This is a genomic window from Sphingomonas sp., assembly GCF_041661825.1.
Lineage (GTDB): Bacteria > Pseudomonadota > Alphaproteobacteria > Sphingomonadales > Sphingomonadaceae > Sphingomonas.
Genome location: NZ_JBAZTU010000001.1, coordinates 399,932 through 417,150, shown reverse-complemented (window position 1 = coordinate 417,150; position 17,219 = coordinate 399,932). Strand labels below are relative to the sequence as shown.

Genomic DNA, 17,219 nt, shown 5'->3' with positions numbered 1-17,219 from the left:
GTCCGCCTTATTTGCGCGCGCTGTGCCCCAGTTCACGGGCCAGGGTGCAGGAGCAGTCGCAGCCGTTGAAGGGGCCCAGTAGCGAGGCGCAGGCGTCGATCGTGCCGCCATGCGGACGCGATCCTGCCAGCGACTGGGGACTAGCCGCTCGGCGTCGCTCGCGAAGCAGGGCAACGAGCCCGCTGACATGAGCCGCCGAATAGGAGCTGCCATTGACGAGATACCATCTCCCTCCGGGCTGCGTCGTCGGGATGTCGCGGCCCGGCGCACCGTAGACCAACGCCGGGAGCGACTGCAAAGATTCGTCGCCGACCGCGATAACACCCGCTTCGAGTGCCGGGAAACCACCGCGCGCGAGTGCGGGATCATAAGCGGCGACGACGATCGCCTTGCGCGCCAGCGCGAGGTCGACAAGCTTGGCAAGCAGTATATCGGGCGGGCCGCTGAGGCTGAGGTTGATGACCTGTGCATTGTGGTCGATGGCATATTGCAGTGCCTTGGCGAGACTCAGCGTGTCGCACAGGGTCGGGCCGGCAGCAGCGCTTCCCGTCTGCCAGCAGGCGCGCAACGCCATCAGCCTCGCGCCAGGCGCGACGCCGGCAATGCCGATGCCATTGTCCGCCCTCGCCGCGATCACGCCGGCGACACCGGTGCCGTGCTGCTCGGAAGGCAAGGGCCCGTTGACGACGAAATCCTGCGTCGTGACGAACTGCCCCGCAAGGTCGGGGTGGCTGGTCTCGATCTTGCTGTCGATCACCGCGACGGTCACGCCACGCCCGGTGGCGACGCGGTGCAGGTCGCCGAGCCGCCAGGCCAGCGTCGCCGGCTGCGCGGCGGCCAGCGGGTCACCGCCCTGCGCGCCGCCGCCCCGCGTCCGATAGATCTGCATCGGTTGCGACCAGGCCACCGCACGGTCCTTTGAGACGCGGGCGACCGCGGCCTCGACGCTGATCGACGCTGGCACGCGCATCACGTAGCAATCGACGCCGACCAGCGGCATCGGCCAGCCATCGATGAGTTCGAAGCCCTCGCGACGGGCAATGCGTTGTGCGGTGCGGCGTCGCGCGGCGCGCGACATGCTGTCCCCATAACTGCCGCCATAGTTGGAATTGGGGCGGATATGGGGCGGCGGTAGCCGCAGCATGACGAGGATCTGCCGCGCGTCGGCTGATACCGCCGGCGGCGGGGCCTGTTGTGCTCGCGCGGGCGTCAATGGCAGCGCGCAACAGGGCGCGAGCAGGGCGGCGATGAGTGCATGGGGGATCGCGCGACGGCTCATGGCCGTACGCTCTCGTCGATCGGTTCGGCCAGCACCATGCCTGATGTGCCGCGCAACCGCGTCAGCGCGGCGGGGCGCTGCGCCTCGGCGACGTGCAGCACATAAGCGCCTGTCACGGTCGGCCCGTCGACGATCCGCGCATCCGAGCCGGCCAGCGCTGCCTGCATCTGGCCGATCGTGACCTCGGGCCCGAACTGGACGATGATGTTGCCGGCTTTGGCCGTCGGGGCGGCGCCGAGCACCTGATAGGTCGGGGCGGGCGCCTCGTACCGGGCCGGCAACAGCACCGCGACGATCAGTGCCGCAGCGGCGAGTTGCGCGCCGATCACCCACCCGAACGACACCGGGCGGCGCAGCAACCTGACCGGTGCGCTGGCGCGCGGCGGCAACCGCGTCATCCGCTCGCGGATCGCGCTCCAGCCATGATCCGTGTCGATGCCGAGTTCGGCGATCTGCGTCGAAAGCGCGTGCTCACGCTTCAGGTCGGCAGTGCACTCGGCGCATTGCGCCAGATGCGCGTCGAGCGCTTCGCGTTCGACCGCGTCGAGCGTGCCGTTGACGTACCATGGCAGCAATGCCTGCGCCTTGGCATGCAGTTCATCCTGCAATCGAATGATGTCGCCCATGATCCTGTCCTAGACCCAATCCGCCAATTCGCCCGCCAGCCGTCGTTTGAGATGGCGGCGCGCGTGAAACATCCGCGTCTTCACCGTGTCGACCGGACAATCCATGATCTGCGCGATCTCACGATACCCCATTTCGTGGTAATAAGTGAGATCGAGCACCATCCGATGGTCGGGAGACAATTCGTTCATGGCCAGCTTGAGCAGTATCTGCGCCTTGTTCTGGCCCATCACGTCCTCGGGACTATCCGCCTCGCTGGCGAGCCCGTCGAGATCGCGATCCTCGACCGGCTCGTCCTGACGATGCGCCCCTTTCATCGCCTTGCGATAAGCGATGCCGAAAATCCATGTCGATAGCTTGCTGGCGCCGTGGAACGAGTCGGCCCGTTCCCACACCACCATCAGCGTGTCGTTCAACACCTCTTCGGCGAGCTGCGGTCGCCGGATGAAACGCAACAGGAAACGCGTCAGTCGCGGATGATAGACCCGGTAAAGCTCTTCGAAGGCCGCGACGTCGCCGGCGCGAACGAGCGCCAGCAGCCGCAATTCCGCCTGGTCTGCCAAGTTCCCCGATCCCGCCGGGTTTGTCGCTGTACCCCGCCCGCTCAAGACCTGCTTTTCCGTTTCCTGACGCGCGTTAGTGCTCTGTATCCGCCGCGAGGTTCATGCTGTCCACAAGCTCCGTCCACCTGCCCGCATTCGGAAATGGAAAAGCCGCCTCAATCCAGACCCTTGGCGGTATCCGACGATGATGGCCTTATGGAAATCGGATCCAGGTTGCCGCGCAATCTCCGTATGCGGGGAATGACAAAGGCAGCGACGCGATTGCGTCGATCCGAACCTCACCGGAGGCGGGCTGACGCGTGTTTCATCGCGGATCGGCGTGAGTCCAAATGTCTGTGAGGGCGATAGTGAGACGATGATTCCGGGTTTCGGGAGTTCGAAACTGGACGACTGTTGCATCAACAGTTCCGGGAAATTCCCGCAAATCCGTCCTTGTATATCAGACAAATTTTGGACGATTCCGGGGCCGAAATGATTTCTGCCGCTAAGCCATTGAAAACGCTGGTGACCCCTACGAGAATCGAACTCGTGTTTTCGCCGTGAGAGGGCGACGTCCTAACCGCTAGACGAAGGGGCCGTACCTTGCGGAGCGGCGCATCTACGGTGAGCAGGCCTCATCGTCAAGATGGTGCGCGCCCTCCTCGCGCATGTCAGGGCAACAGCATGTCCGGTGAGAGCTTCTTCACATCGGTCTGACCGGTCAGCGCCATCGCCACTGCCATTTCGTGCCGCAACAGTTCGAGCATCTGGGCTACGCCCGCACCACCTTTGGCGCCCAGCGCATAGGCCCAGGCGCGGCCGAGCAATACGCCCTTCGCGCCAAGTCCCAGGGCCCGCAAGACATCGACGCCAGACCGGATTCCGCCGTCCATCAGCACGTCGGCGCGTCCCGCCACTGCCTCGACCACGCCCGGCAGCGCCGCGATGGAAGAGGGCGCGCCGTCAAGCTGGCGCCCACCATGATTGGACACCACGATCGCCGACGCGCCGACATCGCAGGCGGCGACTGCGTCGGCGGGGTCCATCACGCCCTTGATCACGATCGGTCCGTCCCAATGCTGGCGAATCCAGTCCATGTCCTTCCAGGTGATCGACGGATCGAAATTGCGCGCGACCCAGGCAGTAAACTGGTCGAGCCCGGCACCTTCCGGCATCACCGGCGCGAAATTGCCCAAGGTGTGCGGTCCGCCGAACAGACCGACATCGAGCGCCCAATGAGGATGAGTCGCGATCTGGGCGAAGCGCTTGATCCGCGCGCCCAGGCCCTGCTTGCCGGTCAGGCTCGATCGCACGTCGCGGTAGCGCGCGCTATGCACGATCAGGTCGACCGTCAGCACCAGCGTCTCGACGCCGATCGCCTTCGCCCGGGCCAGCATGTCCTTCATGAACTCCCGGTCGCGGATCATATAGAGTTGGAAGGCGAAGGGCTGCGTCACCCCGGCAGCCACTTCCTCCATCCCGCAACAGGCCGACGCGGATAGGATGAAGGGCACGCCCGCCGCTTCCGCCGCGCGCGCTGCCTGCACTTCGCCGCGGCGCGCATACATGCCCGCCAGCCCGACCGGCGCGAGCGCCACGGGCAGGGATGCCGGTCGCCCCAACAGCGTGGTGGAAAGGTCGATATGCGAGACGTCGGTCATGACCTTCTGGCGCAGCTTCAGCCGCTGCAGGTCCTCGACATTGCTGCGCATGGTCGATTCCGAATAGGAACCGCCGTCGATATAATCGAACAGGAACAACGGCAGGCGCGCTTTCGCGAGCAGCCGGAAATCGTCGATGCAGGCCGGTGTCACCGTCTCGATCTAGGTCCCGGGCCCGGCCCCCGCAATGTCATTGTTGTGCGGGGGCCGGGCGCTTTCCTTACCGGCTGCTCGGGGTCGCGATCGCGCCCGGGCGAGCGTCGAACTTCAGGGTCGCCGCTTCGTCCCGGGCCAGCGCCCGGCCGTTGAAGCGATAGACCTCGATGTCCTTGTCGACCGCGCATTGCAGCAGGATCGTCTTGGCATTGTCGCTGAAGGTCGCGCCCTGGCACCAGGCGCCCGTCTGGGTCTCGGTGATCGGGGTCAGCGTCATGCCCTTCACGCCGTAGATCTTCAGCGCGCCATGCGGCCAGTAACCTGCCGAGCCCGGCGCACCGCCCGATCCGTTATGCACGACCACCGCGAGATAGCGTCCGTCGCGCGACAGGGTGAGATGTTCGGGCGTGAAGCCCACTTCGACTGCATTGACCTTGCCCGTCGCCAGCTCGACTGCCGTCACCGTACCGACGCGCGGGCCGCGGGGCGGGGTGGTGCCGGCGGGCGGCACATTGCCCTGCAGGTTGGTGTTATAGGCATAGCGCCCGTCGGGGCTGAACGAGATGCCATAAGGCTGAACGCCGGTGGAGATCGGCTCGCCGCCCAGCGTCACGCTGTCGCCCGATACGGACAGCCGCATCAGCTGCCCCGCGCTCTGCGCCACTGCGACGGCGCCCTTGCCGTTGGGCAGGAATGCCACATCGGTCGGCCGCGCCTTGGCGGGCAGCTGCACCTTGCCCGCAGGCGTCAGGCGCTTGTCCTTGATGGTGAAGATCGAGACCGTGTCGTCGCCCGTGCTGACCACCAGCGCAAGCGTACCCGCGCGGTTGATCGCAACGCCGCTCGCGCCCGGGCCGGCCTGCACCGTTTGCGCCAGCGCTGGCGCGGTCGGGTCGGCGAGGTCGATCACCGACACGCCGTCGTTCAGTTCGATCGTACCGTCCGCCTTCAGGCGCTGAGCCGCCGATACCAGCGCGAAGCCCCCATTGCGCGCAACAGCGACGGCGGCCGGCGGCCCGATCATGCTTGCGGGCGCCACGACCGTGCCGATCGTCTTCGGCGGATAGCTGCGCAGGTCGATCACCGACACGCTGTCGGCGGTGCGCCCGGCATCGCCGGGGCGGAGCTGCTTGCCGTCATTGGCCGACACCGCGAGCTGCGCCGAAAGTCCGGCCGGCACGGCCAGTGTGATGACGGCGGCGGCAAGGCTGATGCTGGTCTTCATGGGCGTCCCTCTCTTCTCATGAAGCAGGCCGCGCCTCCCGGCGCGGCCTGCGGATATCGGTAGTCAGGTCCGATCAGAAGGGATCGGAGCGCTTCGTATAAGCACGGCCCTTGTCCGCCGCTGGCGAATCGCCGCCGGTGCAGATCATCACGCCGTCCTTGATCTGATCGATCACGTCGCGCTCGCTGCACGAATTGAGGAAGCGCAGGCCGTTCGCCTTGGTTGCCGCCAGCACGCGCGCGCGCACTGCCAGCATCGACGGGGGATAGCCCTCGAAGGCAGCGCCCGGCGTGCGCGGCTTTGGTGCGCCGACCAGGAAGAAGCCGTGATCGCCCGGACCCCATTCGGCAAAGGCGAGACCAGGCGTGCGCACGGTCGATTCCACATTTGCGTCGGCGCGGGGATTTTCAATCTTCACGCCGAAGATCAGCTCGCCGTCGGGATTGAGCGGCCAGGGATCGGCAAGGCGCAGATATTCATTCTGCGTCAGGCCCCAGACCTGCGCAGCCCATGCCTGGCTGCCATTGCCGCGAAAGCCCTGGGCAAGGCCCTGCACCACCGGCGCGAAGGGATAGCGCGATGCCTCGATCATCGTCTTCGCGGCCTCGGGCGACTCGGCATTGCACAACAGGATGCCGTGGACGCCGGCGGCAAGCGCCTGCTGGATCATCCAGGTATTGGCGCGCACTGCGTCGGGTGTGCCCTGGATCGGCAGGGTGACGATCACGGCGGGGGTGCGGTGCCCGGTACGGGTCGGCCCGGCTTCCATCAGGCCACGCATGAACTCGTGCAGCTCTTTGAAGTCGAGCGGGCCATGCTCCATTTCATAGGTGATGTAGTCGGCCTTGGTCGCCGCCTGCTTCTTGCCCTCTTCGTACCCGCCGCCGGAAATCTGGGTGTAATAGACCGGCTGGCCCTTCAGCCACATGTCGATGATGCGGTTGACGTGCTTGCCCGTGCGCGTGGTCTTGGTCGGCATCGCCGGCTGGGCATCGACCGCAAAGGCCTGGCCGGGCGCCTGTTGAGTATGGGCCGGCATCGACATCAGCGCGAGTGGCGCAGCGGCGGCGGCAAGAAGGAACAACCTCTTCATTTAGCATCTCCCCTGTTGTTGGTTCTTTTGCGAACCCTATAGGATATAGCATGTCACGCACGACTCGCGGGCGCAATGGGGAGAATTGCATCCAAAAACACTTTTTTGTGTACTTTATTTTTCGGGCGTGTCGGATGGTCGGATTCGGACTGTCACTAAAGCATCAAATAGCGCCGCTACCTGCCGGGGAATCAACCCGGGGGACTATCACCAATGACTATCCAGCAACGGCGCGCGCTGCTCGCCGCATCGGCTTTCGGTACGCTCGCCGTCATGATCGCGGCCGTGCCCGCATCGGCGCAGCAGGTGATCGTCGTCACCACCGGCACCACTGACACCGGGCAGAAGCTTGTCGGTGGCACCGACAGCGTCACCGTCCAGACAGGCGGCACGCTGCAGACCACGACCAACCCCGCGATCAACTGGAACAGCGCCTCGACTGGCCTGGTCATCGACAATTCCGGCACGATCCGCTCGACCAACAATGGCGGCCGCGCGATCGGCACCTCGGGCTCGGCCACCCAGCGCTCGATCACGCTCAACAATAAAGCCGGCGCGCTGATTGAATCGCAGGACGATGCCTTCCGCATCAACGTCGACGCGGGCGCAGGCTCGGTCATCGTCGTCAACAATGCCGGCACGATCCGCACCACCAATGGCGGCCAGGCGATCGATTTCGACGCGATCAATTCGACGGGAGCCAGCGTCACCATCAACAATCTCGTCGGTGGTCAGATCCTGTCGAACGGGCAGGACGCGATCCGCTCGGGTCAGGGCGCGATCATCAACAATGCCGGGACGATCCGCTCGGACGGCGCAATCAGCAACAGCTATGACGGCATCGACATGCAGGGTCACAGCGCGACCGTGAATAATGCCGCGACCGGCATTATCTCTGGCCTGCGCCACGGCATCACCAGCGATGTCGGCTTCACCGTCACCAATAACGGGACGATCACTGGCCGCAACGGCTCGGGCATCGGCTCGGACGGCACAGGCACCGTCACCAATTACGGCACGATCAGCGGCAATTATGACGGCGTCTCGACCAATGGCGATGGCGACGGCGTCGATATCGACCTGCTCGGCACGGTGCGCAATTACGGCCTGATCGAGGGCACCGGCGCGGCCGGCGTCGATTCCGGCGGCCGTCCGAACAGCGGGCAGGGCGTTGCGATGGGCGGCGGCTTGATCGAGAACAATGCCGGCGCGACGATCAGCGGCCAGGCACAGGGCGTGCTGATCAATCACGACACCAATGCAGGCGGCGTCGCCGACGGCGCGACCGTCATCACCAATGCCGGCACGATCCGTGGCATCACGGGCACGGCGATCACCATGGTCGGCGATTTCGACGACGTGATCACCAATTCGGGCATGATCGCCGGCGGCGCCGGCGTCGCGATCGAGATGGGCGGCGGCAACGATCGCCTCAACCTGTCGAACGGCTCAGTCATTACCGGCACCGTCGATGGCGGCACGGGCACCGACAGCATCTCGCTCGGCGGCACCGGCGGCAGCTTTGCCGGCGCGGTCAATTTCGAACGGCTCGACGTTGCCGCCGGCACCTGGGCTCTTACCGGCACTTCGAACTTCGCGAACGGTGCGGGCATTGCGGCCGGCCGGCTCGACGTCAACGGCACCCTCAACGCCGCCGTCACCGTGGCGAGCGGGGGCACGCTTGGCGGCACCGGTACGGTCGGCGGGGCGGTCACCATTCAGTCGGGCGGTACCATCGCGCCCGGCAACAGCATCGGCACGCTCGCCGTCACGGGCAATTTCGTCCAGGCCTCGGGTTCGAGCTACGCCGCCGAAACCGCGGCCAACGGCTCGGCGGACCGGATCGCGGTCAGCGGCACCGCCACGATCCAGAACGGCGCGACGCTGGTGCTGACCCGCGATGGCGGCACGTATGTCATCGGCAGCAACTACACGCTGCTCACTGCGACCGGCGGCATCACCGGCAGCTATTCGACGATCACCCAGACGGTGACCGGCGGCATCGAGCTTCGCCAGCGTATCTCGGGCACTAACCTGATCGTTCAGGCGGCGCGCAGCGGCGCCGGCCTGATTGCGATCGGCTCGACCCGCAACCAGGTACAGGTGGCGACCGGGCTCGGCTCGGCCGGTGTGGCCAATGCTGCCTATGCCGCGCTGACCCTGGTTCCCGACGATAACCAGACCCGCGCCGGGCTCGATGCCCTGTCGGGCGAGGTCCACGCGACCGTCCACACCGCCATGGCGAAGAGCGCTCGGCTCGCCCAGGCGTCGGCCGGCGCCCGGCTCGATGGCGAGCCCGGGGAGAAGACACGGATCTGGGGCCAGTTCGTCGGCGGCAAGGCGACCGACGATGGCGCAGAGGGCGGCGCCGATGCCGATCGCGAGACGATCGGCGGTTTCGGCGGCGTCGAAACGCCGTTGGGCGAGAACGGCCTGATCGGGCTCGGCGGTGGCTATACCCGTGCGAAGGTCGAGATTGACGCCCGGTCCAGCGCCGCCCGCGTAAAGACGGTGCATCTGTTCGGCTATGCTGGCGCAAGCGTCGGCAAGATCCGCCTGCGCGGCGGGGTCGGGTATGACTGGAACGATATCGAGACTGCCCGGACAATCGCTTTTACCGGTCTCAGCGGCGCAGCGAACGCAAGCTATAATGGCGAGACGCTACACGGCTTCGTCGAGGCCGGCTACGCTCTGAAGGCTGGTGAGGGCGCGACGATCGAGCCGTTCGCGGGACTGGCCGGGGTGCGGACCCGCACCGACGTCTTCAGCGAGATCGGTGGCGCACCGGTCGCACTCGCCGGGGCCCGCAATGACCAGACCCTGCTGGTTTCGTCGCTCGGCCTGAAGGGAGAGGCCGCGCTGGGCAGCACGGTGAGCCTGCACGGCAGCCTCGCCTGGCAGTACGGTTTCGAAGATATTGCCCCGCAATCGACCCTGCGTTTCGCCGGGGCCACGACCGATTTCGCGGTTTCCGGTGCGGCGACCTCGCGCAATGCTGCCGCGCCATCGCTCGATCTGGTGTGGAAACCCATGGAGACAGTGCGGATCGCCGCCGGCTATGCCGGCATTTTTGGCGACAAGGGTAACGAGAATGGCGGTCGCCTGACGGCCTCGGTGGGCTTCTGATTGACGATCGGGGGCGGCGTCTGCCGCCCCCGGACTCATGCCTCCTTCTTCTCCTCGGGCGGCTTGGCTGCGGCCAGCGTTCGCGCACAGGCGTCCTGATAGGGCTTTTCCGCCTTCTCCTTGCAGGTCGCTGCCGACTTCTCGGCCGCCGGCATATCGCCTGAGGTGGCCAGGATCGCGATCTCGTCGGGGTAGAGTTCCCCGGTCGGGAACTTGGTGTGCCCAACCGACAGGATCTGCAGCGCGATCTTGATCTGCTTCAGCGCGGCACGCGCCTGCGCGGCGCGGCGATAGGTTTCGGCCGTGGCGTACGGATCATCGACCGCTTGCTGCAATAACGGAACTGCCTTGGCCGCATTGTTCAGCCCCGCATAAGCGATGCCGCACGACAGGGCGAGCTGCCCGGTCTTGGGCTTGGTCGGGCAGAGCGCGGCAGCGCCCTCAGCGTCGTTGGCGGCGATGTGGTCGCGCACCTCGTCGTTGAGCGCCAGCTCGTCCAGAACGCCCTGGCCATGCTCCAGGAACAGCGTCCAGCCATCCTTCTTCACCACCTCCACCGGTACCGGCGGCGTCTTTGCGGCTGGCTTCTTCGCCGTACGTTTCTTGCCGCCCGCCACCTTTACCGGCGGCGGCGGTACGGCGGCGACCTCGATCGGCTTGGCGGCGGGCGGCGCGGTTGCCGCATCGGCCATGGCCAGCAGTGCAGCCTCGTCTGCTGCGGCGAGCTTCGGTTCGAGCAGGGCTGCCTGCTCCTTGCAATCCTCGGCACGGCGATCCGGCGAGCGGTGATAATGCGCGGTCGAGGCTTCGTTGGTCGCGCCGGCGAAGATGCCGGTCACCCCGCCCATGATCGTGCTCCATTTATCGCCGTCGGTAAGCAGCGCGTTGCGCGCGGCACCGGTGGCGCCGCCCTTCAGGATTGCACCCATCTTGGTGGTCCGCTGCTTGAGCCGGCGCAGCTCCGCGTCATAGGTCTGCAGCAACTGCGATGCCGCGCTCACCTTGAACTTGGCTTCCTTCATCAGGATCAGCGCATAGGAATCGGCTTCGTCCTCATCGTCCCGGCCCCATCCCGGCGCGGCCAGCCCGCCGATTGCCTCACTCAGGTCGGCGCCCGAGCACAGCATGTTCCAGAACAACAGCGTCGACGTCGCCGTCGGCACGATCTGCAGGCTGTTCCCCTGTTTCTTGTACTGGCTCAGTACCAGTAGCCCGGTCATCGCACCGATGGTGCCGACCTGGATGATCTCCTTCTTCAGCTTGTCGGTCTTGCCGAAACGGTCGCGGTGCGACGCGATGGTGATATGGGCAAGCTCGTGTGCCAGCAGGAAGGCGAGCTGGTCCCGGCCTTCCTCTTCGGCCAGCCTCAGCACCTGCAGCGCGTGCGCGGTGCACGCCACAGCCTTGATCTCGGGCATTGCGGTGCAATTGATATTGTCCCCGGCGATCAGGAAGAACGTCTCGAGTTGCGGCGGCGCGCCCGGGCTGATCCGGTTGTGCGCGGCGATCAGTTTGCGGAAGATCTCGACCGCGGCATTTTGCAGCGCCGGATCGCTCACCACCTGGATATTCTCGTAAAGGTCGTGCGGCGTCCGGGCGGGCGTCTTGCTCCCCGCCGTCGCGGGTGTCGCCGGTGGCGGTGTATCAGGGCCGGCGAAGACGATTTCCTTGGCGGCGAGCCGCTCGGCGAAGGTCTTCTTCTTGGCCAGGGCCTCGGTCGCCGCGGTCGATCCCAGCAGCATCGCCGCCATGCCCAATGCGAAGGAAAGGCGCCTCACGGCTTCTTGCCCGGCGCGCATTTTACATGGTCGAGAGCAAGCGTCGCCTTCGCCCCGGTGGCGCTGTCCTTCGTACCCGCAAGGTCGGGGTTGCAGATCGCGATATCCTGTTCGACCCAGGCGGCGTAACGGTCGACGATATAGTTCTGACCCTGATAGACCACCACGAAGACCGTCGGGTTGCTGCAGTTCGCTACCTCCAGCGGGGCAGGGAGCAGGTTTTTCGGTGTCTTGAGTTCGATCGTCTTGCCGTCGCGCCGAAGCACGAGCGATTTGTCATAGGCGCCAATCACTGGCGGGCATTTCGTCGGGGTGGGCGGAGCAGCTGCCAGCAGGGCAGTAACGGCAATGACGATCATTCGGCCTCCCTATGGTTGCGTAACGGTCGGAACCGGTTGCGATGTTTCCTTATGAATCGGTGGCGGCGTGCTCCGCCGGCGCGATAGCGGTGGACAAGCGGTCGCGGATGCTCGCTCGGCTCAGCAACAGCGTCGCAAGAAGCACGACCGCGATGATCGGGATGGCCCAGACCAGCGGCAGCACAAGGAGCAGCACGGCGATGGTCACGGCCGTGCCGACCACCGCCGCGCCGATCGCGCCCGTCATCGGGCGCATCGCGCGGCGAAAAGCGGTGCCGGCCAGCAACGGCGCGCCCGCGGTGCTCAGCGTGGCGACGACGATCACGATCGACAGCGGCCAATGCCACAACAGCCACCCCGCCAGCGCCATGGCGACCAGCCCGCCCGACACCAGTGCCAGCGCCGCCAGCGTCTCGATCGTGACGCGGCGTAGCGCAGCTTTGCTGCGCGATCGCTCGGGGTTCCGGCTCGCGGCATAACCCGTCAGGAACGGCGGCAGCAGGATCAGCGCGATCAGCTTGAGCAGGTCGTCGGCGCCGGCCTTCAGCGCAATCTCCCGTCCCGCGATCCTGACCGGGGCGAACAGGTCGGCCGGCCAGCGCGGATAGCCGGTGCCGAAGCGGAACAGATTGTCGAGCGCATTGGCATGCAGCATCACGCCGGGGATGCGCCCTACGCCGGGAATGACATGGTCGTCGCCCAGATCAGGGCCGACGCCGATCAGTACGAGCTTCCCTTCAAGCGCCGCGCGAATGTCGGGGTGCCCGCCATGAGTGAAGATCATCGTGGCCGGTATGGTGAGCTGGGTGGAGCAGGGGCGTGCAGGCGGATCGCCGACCATGCCGAGCCGCAAACGGGCCACCCATCCGGAGCTCCGGCAGCGGTCGCCTTCCTCGGTGCCCGACAGCATGTCCTGCTGCGGGGGATAACCGCGGTCGAACCGCACGGCGACCGGAGGCGCCCCGGCTACAGCGAGACGCCGCAGCAGGGCAGGGCTGCATCCTCGGATCGGCGCGGTGGTGCATGCCGCCCAGTACAAATCGACCGCCGCGGTGGATTTTCCGCCCTCGCCCATGATCGCATAGTCGCCCGGATGCTCGGCGTCCCACCGGGTCTGGGTCTGCCGGGCCACCGCGCGTAGTGGCGCGAGATCGGCCCGGGGGGAGATCGGTCCGGTAAAAACCGGAATCCCCCGGGCACGCGCCTCGGCGATTGCGCTGGTTAGTTGCGCGAAGGCCGTCGGTTCGTCCGCTTCGTCGATCCCTGGTAATGCCGGGATCGCGGCGGGCGTCTGGACGAAATCATAGTCGAGGAAGATGGCGCGCGGCTTCGCGGCTGCGACCGCGCGTACCAGCCCGCCCAACAGATCGTAGCCGAGGGGGTTGGGCAGCGGCATCTGCTCGTCCTCGATCCCCTGGCGGGTCGCGGCGACGATCGCGACAGGCGACGGCGCCTGGCTGCCCGGCGCGGTCTTCAACTGCTGTGCTATGGCCTCGGCGCCGGTTTCGCCGCTCCTGTCGATGCCGAACGGATCGACCAGCGCAGTCCAGATCGCGATCAGGATCCAGATTACCCCAATTGTCCGGCCTAGCGGAGTCGTGGGGACGCTTCTCCGCAATGCTGCAAAGAATCTGTTTCCGACACTGGATTTGTTGGCCCCCACCATACAAATTCCGAATCCCCAATTTCTTGGTTAACGGAACGCAGGCGACTCCACAACTTGGGTGGGGGCGTTATTTTCGAATAAGTCCGAAACGGATACTTCTCCGCGTCGTTTAGGCGGCGGCGCGACGTCTTTCCGCCATTTCGACATTGAGCATCTCCGCCAGCAGGAACGCGAGTTCCAGGCTCTGCCCGGCGTTGAGCCGCGGATCGCAATGCGTGTGGTACCGGTCAGCCAGCGACTGCTCGGTCACATCGACCGCACCGCCGGTGCATTCGGTCACATTCTGCCCGGTCATCTCGGCATGGATGCCGCCTGCGATGCTGCCTTCGGCGCGGTGCACCGCGAAGAAGCCGCGCACTTCGGCCAGGATCCGGTCGAACGGCCGCGTCTTGTAGCCATTGGCGGCCTTGATCACGTTGCCGTGCATCGGGTCGCAGCTCCACACCACCGGATGGCCCTCACGCAGCACCGCCCGGACCAGCTTGGGCAGGCCGGCTTCGATCTTGTCATGGCCGTACCGCGTGATCAGCGTCATGCGGCCCGGGATGCGCGCCGGGTTGAGCGTATCGAGCATGCGCAGCAGCGCGTCCGGCTCGAGGCTCGGCCCACACTTCATGCCGATCGGGTTGCCGATGCCGCGCAGATACTCGACATGCGCCGATCCCTCGAAGCGGGTGCGGTCGCCGATCCACAGGAAATGCGCGCTGGTGTCGTACCAGTCGCCGGTCAAGGAATCCTGCCGGGTCAGCGCCTGCTCGTACTTGAGCAGCAGCGCCTCGTGGCTGGTGTAGAAATGCGTCTCGGCCAGTTGCGGCACCGTTTCGGGGCTGATCCCGCACGCCGCCATGAACTCGAGCGCCTCGCCGATGCGATCGGCGGTCTCGGCGAACTTCTTCGCCCAGGGGCTGCGGCCCATGAAATCATGCGTCCAGCGATGCACCTGCGCCAGATTGGCGTAGCCGCCGCCTGCGAACGCGCGCAGCAGGTTCAGGGTCGCGGCCGACTGGCTGTACGCGCGGATCATCCGCTGCGGGTCGGGCGCGCGGCCCTCTGCGGTGAAGGCGATGTCGTTGACGATGTCGCCCCGATAGGCGGGCAACTCGACGCCGTCCTGCACCTCGGTATCGGACGAGCGCGGCTTGGCGAACTGGCCTGCCATGCGACCCAGCTTCACCACCGGCAGCTTCGAGGCATAGGTCAGGACGACCGCCATCTGCAGGATCACGCGGAACGTGTCGCGGATGTTGTTCGCGCTATGCTCGGCAAAGGACTCGGCACAATCGCCGCCCTGCAGCAGAAAGGCCTTGCCCTCGACGACCTTGGCCAGATCCGCGGTCAGGTTGCGCGCCTCGCCGGCGAATACCAAAGGCGGAAAGCTCTCCAGAGTCGCGGTTGCCGCGTCCAGCGCGGCGGCATCGGGGTAGGTCGGAAGCTGGCGGGCTTCTGCCTGAGTCCAGCTGTCGGGGGCCCATTTGGCGGCCATGATATGCGTCCAGTGATTGCGGAATTGGAGCGCTCCCATGCGGGAAAACGCCTTTTCCCGCAATCAAGGAAAACTTTGGGGGCGTTCCTCCCCGAGCAAGCTCGGGGAGGAGTAGGGGTCAGGCAGCCACCCAATTGCCATGGAACCCCGGCGGCACACGGTGCGGAATGCGGATGCTCGCCACCGGCGCGCTCCCGAAATCCTTCGCATCCAGGATCACCAGATCGGTGGTCTCGTTCGGTAAATCCACGACCAGCCCGATCATCCAGCCTTCGCCCTCAGCCGCTGTATCGGACGCGGGCACGAACACGAACTCGCCCGGATATTTGCCCTCGCCAAAATCATGCACGGTGCGCGCACCGGTCTCCAGATCGTGCTTCAGCAGGAAGCTCTCGCCGATGAACGCCTTGTCCGCATCCGGCAGGCCCATCGTCCAGGCATAGCGATAGGGTTGGCCGAAGCGCCGCTCGTCGGACCGTGGGAATTCCTGCGGCGTGGCGTCGATCGAGCGCCGTTCGACGGTCCCGGCTGCGGGATCGATCGTCCATCGCTCCAGCCCGCGCGACTTCGCGTCGGGCCCCTGCGCGCTGTCGGCGAACATGGTATTGTAGACGCAGGCATCCAGGATCACCTTGCCGTCCGCCGTGTCGAACGCGTTGGCGACATGAAAGATGTAGCAAGGATCGACATTGACCCAGATCGTCTCGTCGCCGCTCCCATTCCTCGGCAGCAAGCCGATCCGCGCCTGATGGTCCGGGTTCCAGCGATAGGGGAAGCTGTGCCCGCCGATCAGCGCCTTCATCGAGAAGGTCACCGGTAGGTCGAGGATCAGCACATAGCGCCCGGTGATTGCGCAGTCGTGGATCGACGGCCCGTGCTTCACGGCGATCGGCTCTTCGCGAGTCACCTTGCCCTCGGGCGAGATCACCACATGGCGCACGACCTCGGGGTTGGTCGCCTCATAGGCGATGGCATGCTGCTCGCCGGTCAGCGGGTCGAGATGCGGATGCGCGGTGAAGCTGCCCGTCAGCGTGTCGTCGAACGGGTTGTAAGTCTGCTCCTCCAGCGTGTCCGACAGCTCGACCGGATAGCTGCCCGCCTCGACCAGCGCAAAGGTGCGCCCACCGATCGCCAGCACATTGGTGTTGACCGTCTCCGACATGCCGTGCCGCGGCCCCGGCGCTGCGGCCACGCCCATCACGGCGGCGACCTTCTTCGATCGAATCCAGCGATTGCGATACCACAGCGCCTTGCCCTGCTTCACCGCCACGCCGTGCACCATGCCGTCGCCGGTGAACCAGTGATGGCCGGCGGGGTCGGGGTCGATCGGGTTCGGTCCGATGCGCAGGTAACGACCATCGAGCGCAGCGGGGATCGTGCCGGTCACGGGCAGGTCCTCGAGCGTCAGCTCCTGGCTCATCGGCTTGTGGATGCCGGTCAGGAAGGGATGGTCGGTCACCACCTCCAGCCGCTTGCGATTATACTCGGCGACCACGCCAATACCCTTGGTCACCGTGCTGCGGATTGCGGTTTCGATCATGCTTGCCATTATGGCCTCCACACCTCAAAGTTGACGGTGTTCACATTACGACTCGAAGGTAACAGTGTCAACATCTGAATCCGAAACGGCCAAAAAAGCCTATCACCATGGCGATCTGCGCGCGGCGCTCATCGAAGCGGGGCTGAGATTGCTCGAGACCCGCACTGCGGACGACCTGTCCCTGCGCGAGGTCGCGCGGGCCGTCGGCGTCAGCGCGACCGCGGTCTATCGCCATTTCCCGGACAAGGGCGCGCTCATGACGGCGCTGGCGGGAGAGGGGCTCGCCCGGCTCGCGGTGGCGCAGCATGCCGCGTCCGATGCGGCCGGCGGCGGAGTCGCCGGGTTCAACGCGACGGGCGCCGCCTATGTCCGCTTCGCGCTCGCCAACCCCGCGCTGTTCCGGCTGATCTTCGCCAATCCTGCCTCGGTCGATCACCAGCCGCACGATCATGAGGACGATGCGATGACCTTCCTGCGCGCCAATGCGGCGATGCTCGCGGAAGGGAAGGGCGGCGACGCGCAGATCATCGCGCTCCAGGCCTGGGCGCTGGTGCATGGCCTGTCGATGCTGATGCTCGATGGTCAGGTGCCGGTCGATGACGCGTTGATCGACCAGGTGATCACCGTGAAGGCACTCCACGCCACCTGACATGGCGGTTCCGAGGTCGAGACTCGCGCCGGATCGAG

At 66.0% G+C, this 17,219-nt stretch carries 13 protein-coding genes and 1 tRNA gene; 2 read left to right on the top strand and 12 right to left on the bottom strand.

The window, feature by feature from the left end; translation table 11 throughout:
* Window positions 1-7: 7 nt before the first annotated feature.
* From WC729_RS01735 to WC729_RS01705, 7 genes are all read right to left on the bottom strand, one after another.
* The gene (locus tag WC729_RS01735; protein WP_372848905.1) at window positions 8-1,279 is read right to left on the bottom strand and encodes a S8 family serine peptidase; all 1,272 of its coding nucleotides are present in this window, start codon (window positions 1,277-1,279) and stop codon (window positions 8-10) included.
* Complete coding sequence (locus WC729_RS01730) at window positions 1,276-1,905, bottom strand: zf-HC2 domain-containing protein (RefSeq protein WP_372848903.1); 630 nt, start codon at window positions 1,903-1,905, stop codon at window positions 1,276-1,278. Before WC729_RS01730 ends, WC729_RS01735 begins: the two co-directional genes overlap by 4 nt.
* Before the next feature lie 9 nt (window positions 1,906-1,914).
* Window positions 1,915-2,466, bottom strand: a complete 552-nt coding sequence (locus WC729_RS01725; RefSeq protein WP_372848901.1) for an RNA polymerase sigma factor — start codon at window positions 2,464-2,466, stop codon at window positions 1,915-1,917.
* A gap of 502 nt (window positions 2,467-2,968) precedes the next feature.
* Window positions 2,969-3,043: transfer RNA gene (locus WC729_RS01720), tRNA-Glu, on the bottom strand.
* A gap of 73 nt (window positions 3,044-3,116) precedes the next feature.
* Window positions 3,117-4,259, bottom strand: a complete 1,143-nt coding sequence (locus WC729_RS01715; protein WP_372848899.1) for an L-lactate dehydrogenase — start codon at window positions 4,257-4,259, stop codon at window positions 3,117-3,119.
* 67 nt (window positions 4,260-4,326) lie between these two features.
* Window positions 4,327-5,487 (bottom strand): hypothetical protein, encoded by a 1,161-nt coding sequence (locus WC729_RS01710; RefSeq protein WP_372848897.1) that lies wholly within the window; start codon window positions 5,485-5,487, stop codon window positions 4,327-4,329.
* A 73-nt stretch (window positions 5,488-5,560) separates the two neighbouring features.
* Window positions 5,561-6,580: a hypothetical protein gene (locus WC729_RS01705; RefSeq protein ID WP_372848896.1), complete on the bottom strand. Its 1,020-nt coding sequence runs from the start codon at window positions 6,578-6,580 to the stop codon at window positions 5,561-5,563.
* A 213-nt stretch (window positions 6,581-6,793) separates the two neighbouring features.
* On the opposite strand from WC729_RS01705, the gene WC729_RS01700 reads away from it, so the two are divergent.
* A complete protein-coding gene (locus tag WC729_RS01700; protein WP_372848894.1) occupies window positions 6,794-9,706 on the top strand; it encodes an autotransporter domain-containing protein in 2,913 nt (970 codons plus the stop codon).
* 35 nt (window positions 9,707-9,741) lie between these two features.
* Here the strand turns inward: WC729_RS01700 and WC729_RS01695 are convergent, their stop codons facing one another.
* The 5 genes from WC729_RS01695 to WC729_RS01675 all read right to left on the bottom strand — a co-directional run bounded on the left by WC729_RS01695 (window position 9,742) and on the right by WC729_RS01675 (window position 16,541).
* A complete protein-coding gene (locus WC729_RS01695; RefSeq protein WP_372848892.1) occupies window positions 9,742-11,484 on the bottom strand; it encodes a M48 family metalloprotease in 1,743 nt (580 codons plus the stop codon).
* Window positions 11,481-11,843: a hypothetical protein gene (locus WC729_RS01690; RefSeq protein ID WP_372848890.1), complete on the bottom strand. Its 363-nt coding sequence runs from the start codon at window positions 11,841-11,843 to the stop codon at window positions 11,481-11,483. Before WC729_RS01690 ends, WC729_RS01695 begins: the two co-directional genes overlap by 4 nt.
* Before the next feature lie 49 nt (window positions 11,844-11,892).
* Window positions 11,893-13,461 carry a CHASE2 domain-containing protein gene (locus WC729_RS01685; RefSeq protein ID WP_372848888.1) on the bottom strand — a complete coding sequence of 523 codons (1,569 nt, stop codon included), beginning with the start codon at window positions 13,459-13,461 and terminating at the stop codon, window positions 11,893-11,895.
* Window positions 13,462-13,618: 157 nt separating this feature from the next.
* On the bottom strand, window positions 13,619-14,992 hold the full coding sequence (locus WC729_RS01680; RefSeq protein ID WP_372850975.1) for a class II 3-deoxy-7-phosphoheptulonate synthase: 1,374 nt from the start codon (window positions 14,990-14,992) through the stop codon (window positions 13,619-13,621).
* A 118-nt stretch (window positions 14,993-15,110) separates the two neighbouring features.
* Window positions 15,111-16,541, bottom strand: a complete 1,431-nt coding sequence (locus tag WC729_RS01675) for a carotenoid oxygenase family protein (protein ID WP_372848886.1) — start codon at window positions 16,539-16,541, stop codon at window positions 15,111-15,113.
* A gap of 55 nt (window positions 16,542-16,596) precedes the next feature.
* Between WC729_RS01675 and WC729_RS01670 the strand changes: the two genes are divergently transcribed.
* Window positions 16,597-17,181: a TetR/AcrR family transcriptional regulator gene (locus tag WC729_RS01670; protein ID WP_372848884.1), complete on the top strand. Its 585-nt coding sequence runs from the start codon at window positions 16,597-16,599 to the stop codon at window positions 17,179-17,181.
* The last annotated feature ends 38 nt before the right edge of the window (window positions 17,182-17,219 follow it).

Coding starts and splice junctions, on each gene's coding strand:
- WC729_RS01735 (WP_372848905.1), bottom strand. CDS start 1,279: ATGAGCCGTCGCGCGATCCCCCATGCACTCATCGCCGCCCTGCTCGCG.
- WC729_RS01710 (WP_372848897.1), bottom strand. CDS start 5,487: ATGAAGACCAGCATCAGCCTTGCCGCCGCCGTCATCACACTGGCCGTG.
- WC729_RS01700 (WP_372848894.1), top strand. CDS start 6,794: ATGACTATCCAGCAACGGCGCGCGCTGCTCGCCGCATCGGCTTTCGGT.
- WC729_RS01690 (WP_372848890.1), bottom strand. CDS start 11,843: ATGATCGTCATTGCCGTTACTGCCCTGCTGGCAGCTGCTCCGCCCACC.
- WC729_RS01705 (WP_372848896.1), bottom strand. CDS start 6,580: ATGAAGAGGTTGTTCCTTCTTGCCGCCGCCGCTGCGCCACTCGCGCTG.
- WC729_RS01730 (WP_372848903.1), bottom strand. CDS start 1,905: ATGGGCGACATCATTCGATTGCAGGATGAACTGCATGCCAAGGCGCAG.
- WC729_RS01675 (WP_372848886.1), bottom strand. CDS start 16,541: ATGGCAAGCATGATCGAAACCGCAATCCGCAGCACGGTGACCAAGGGT.
- WC729_RS01680 (WP_372850975.1), bottom strand. CDS start 14,992: ATGGCCGCCAAATGGGCCCCCGACAGCTGGACTCAGGCAGAAGCCCGC.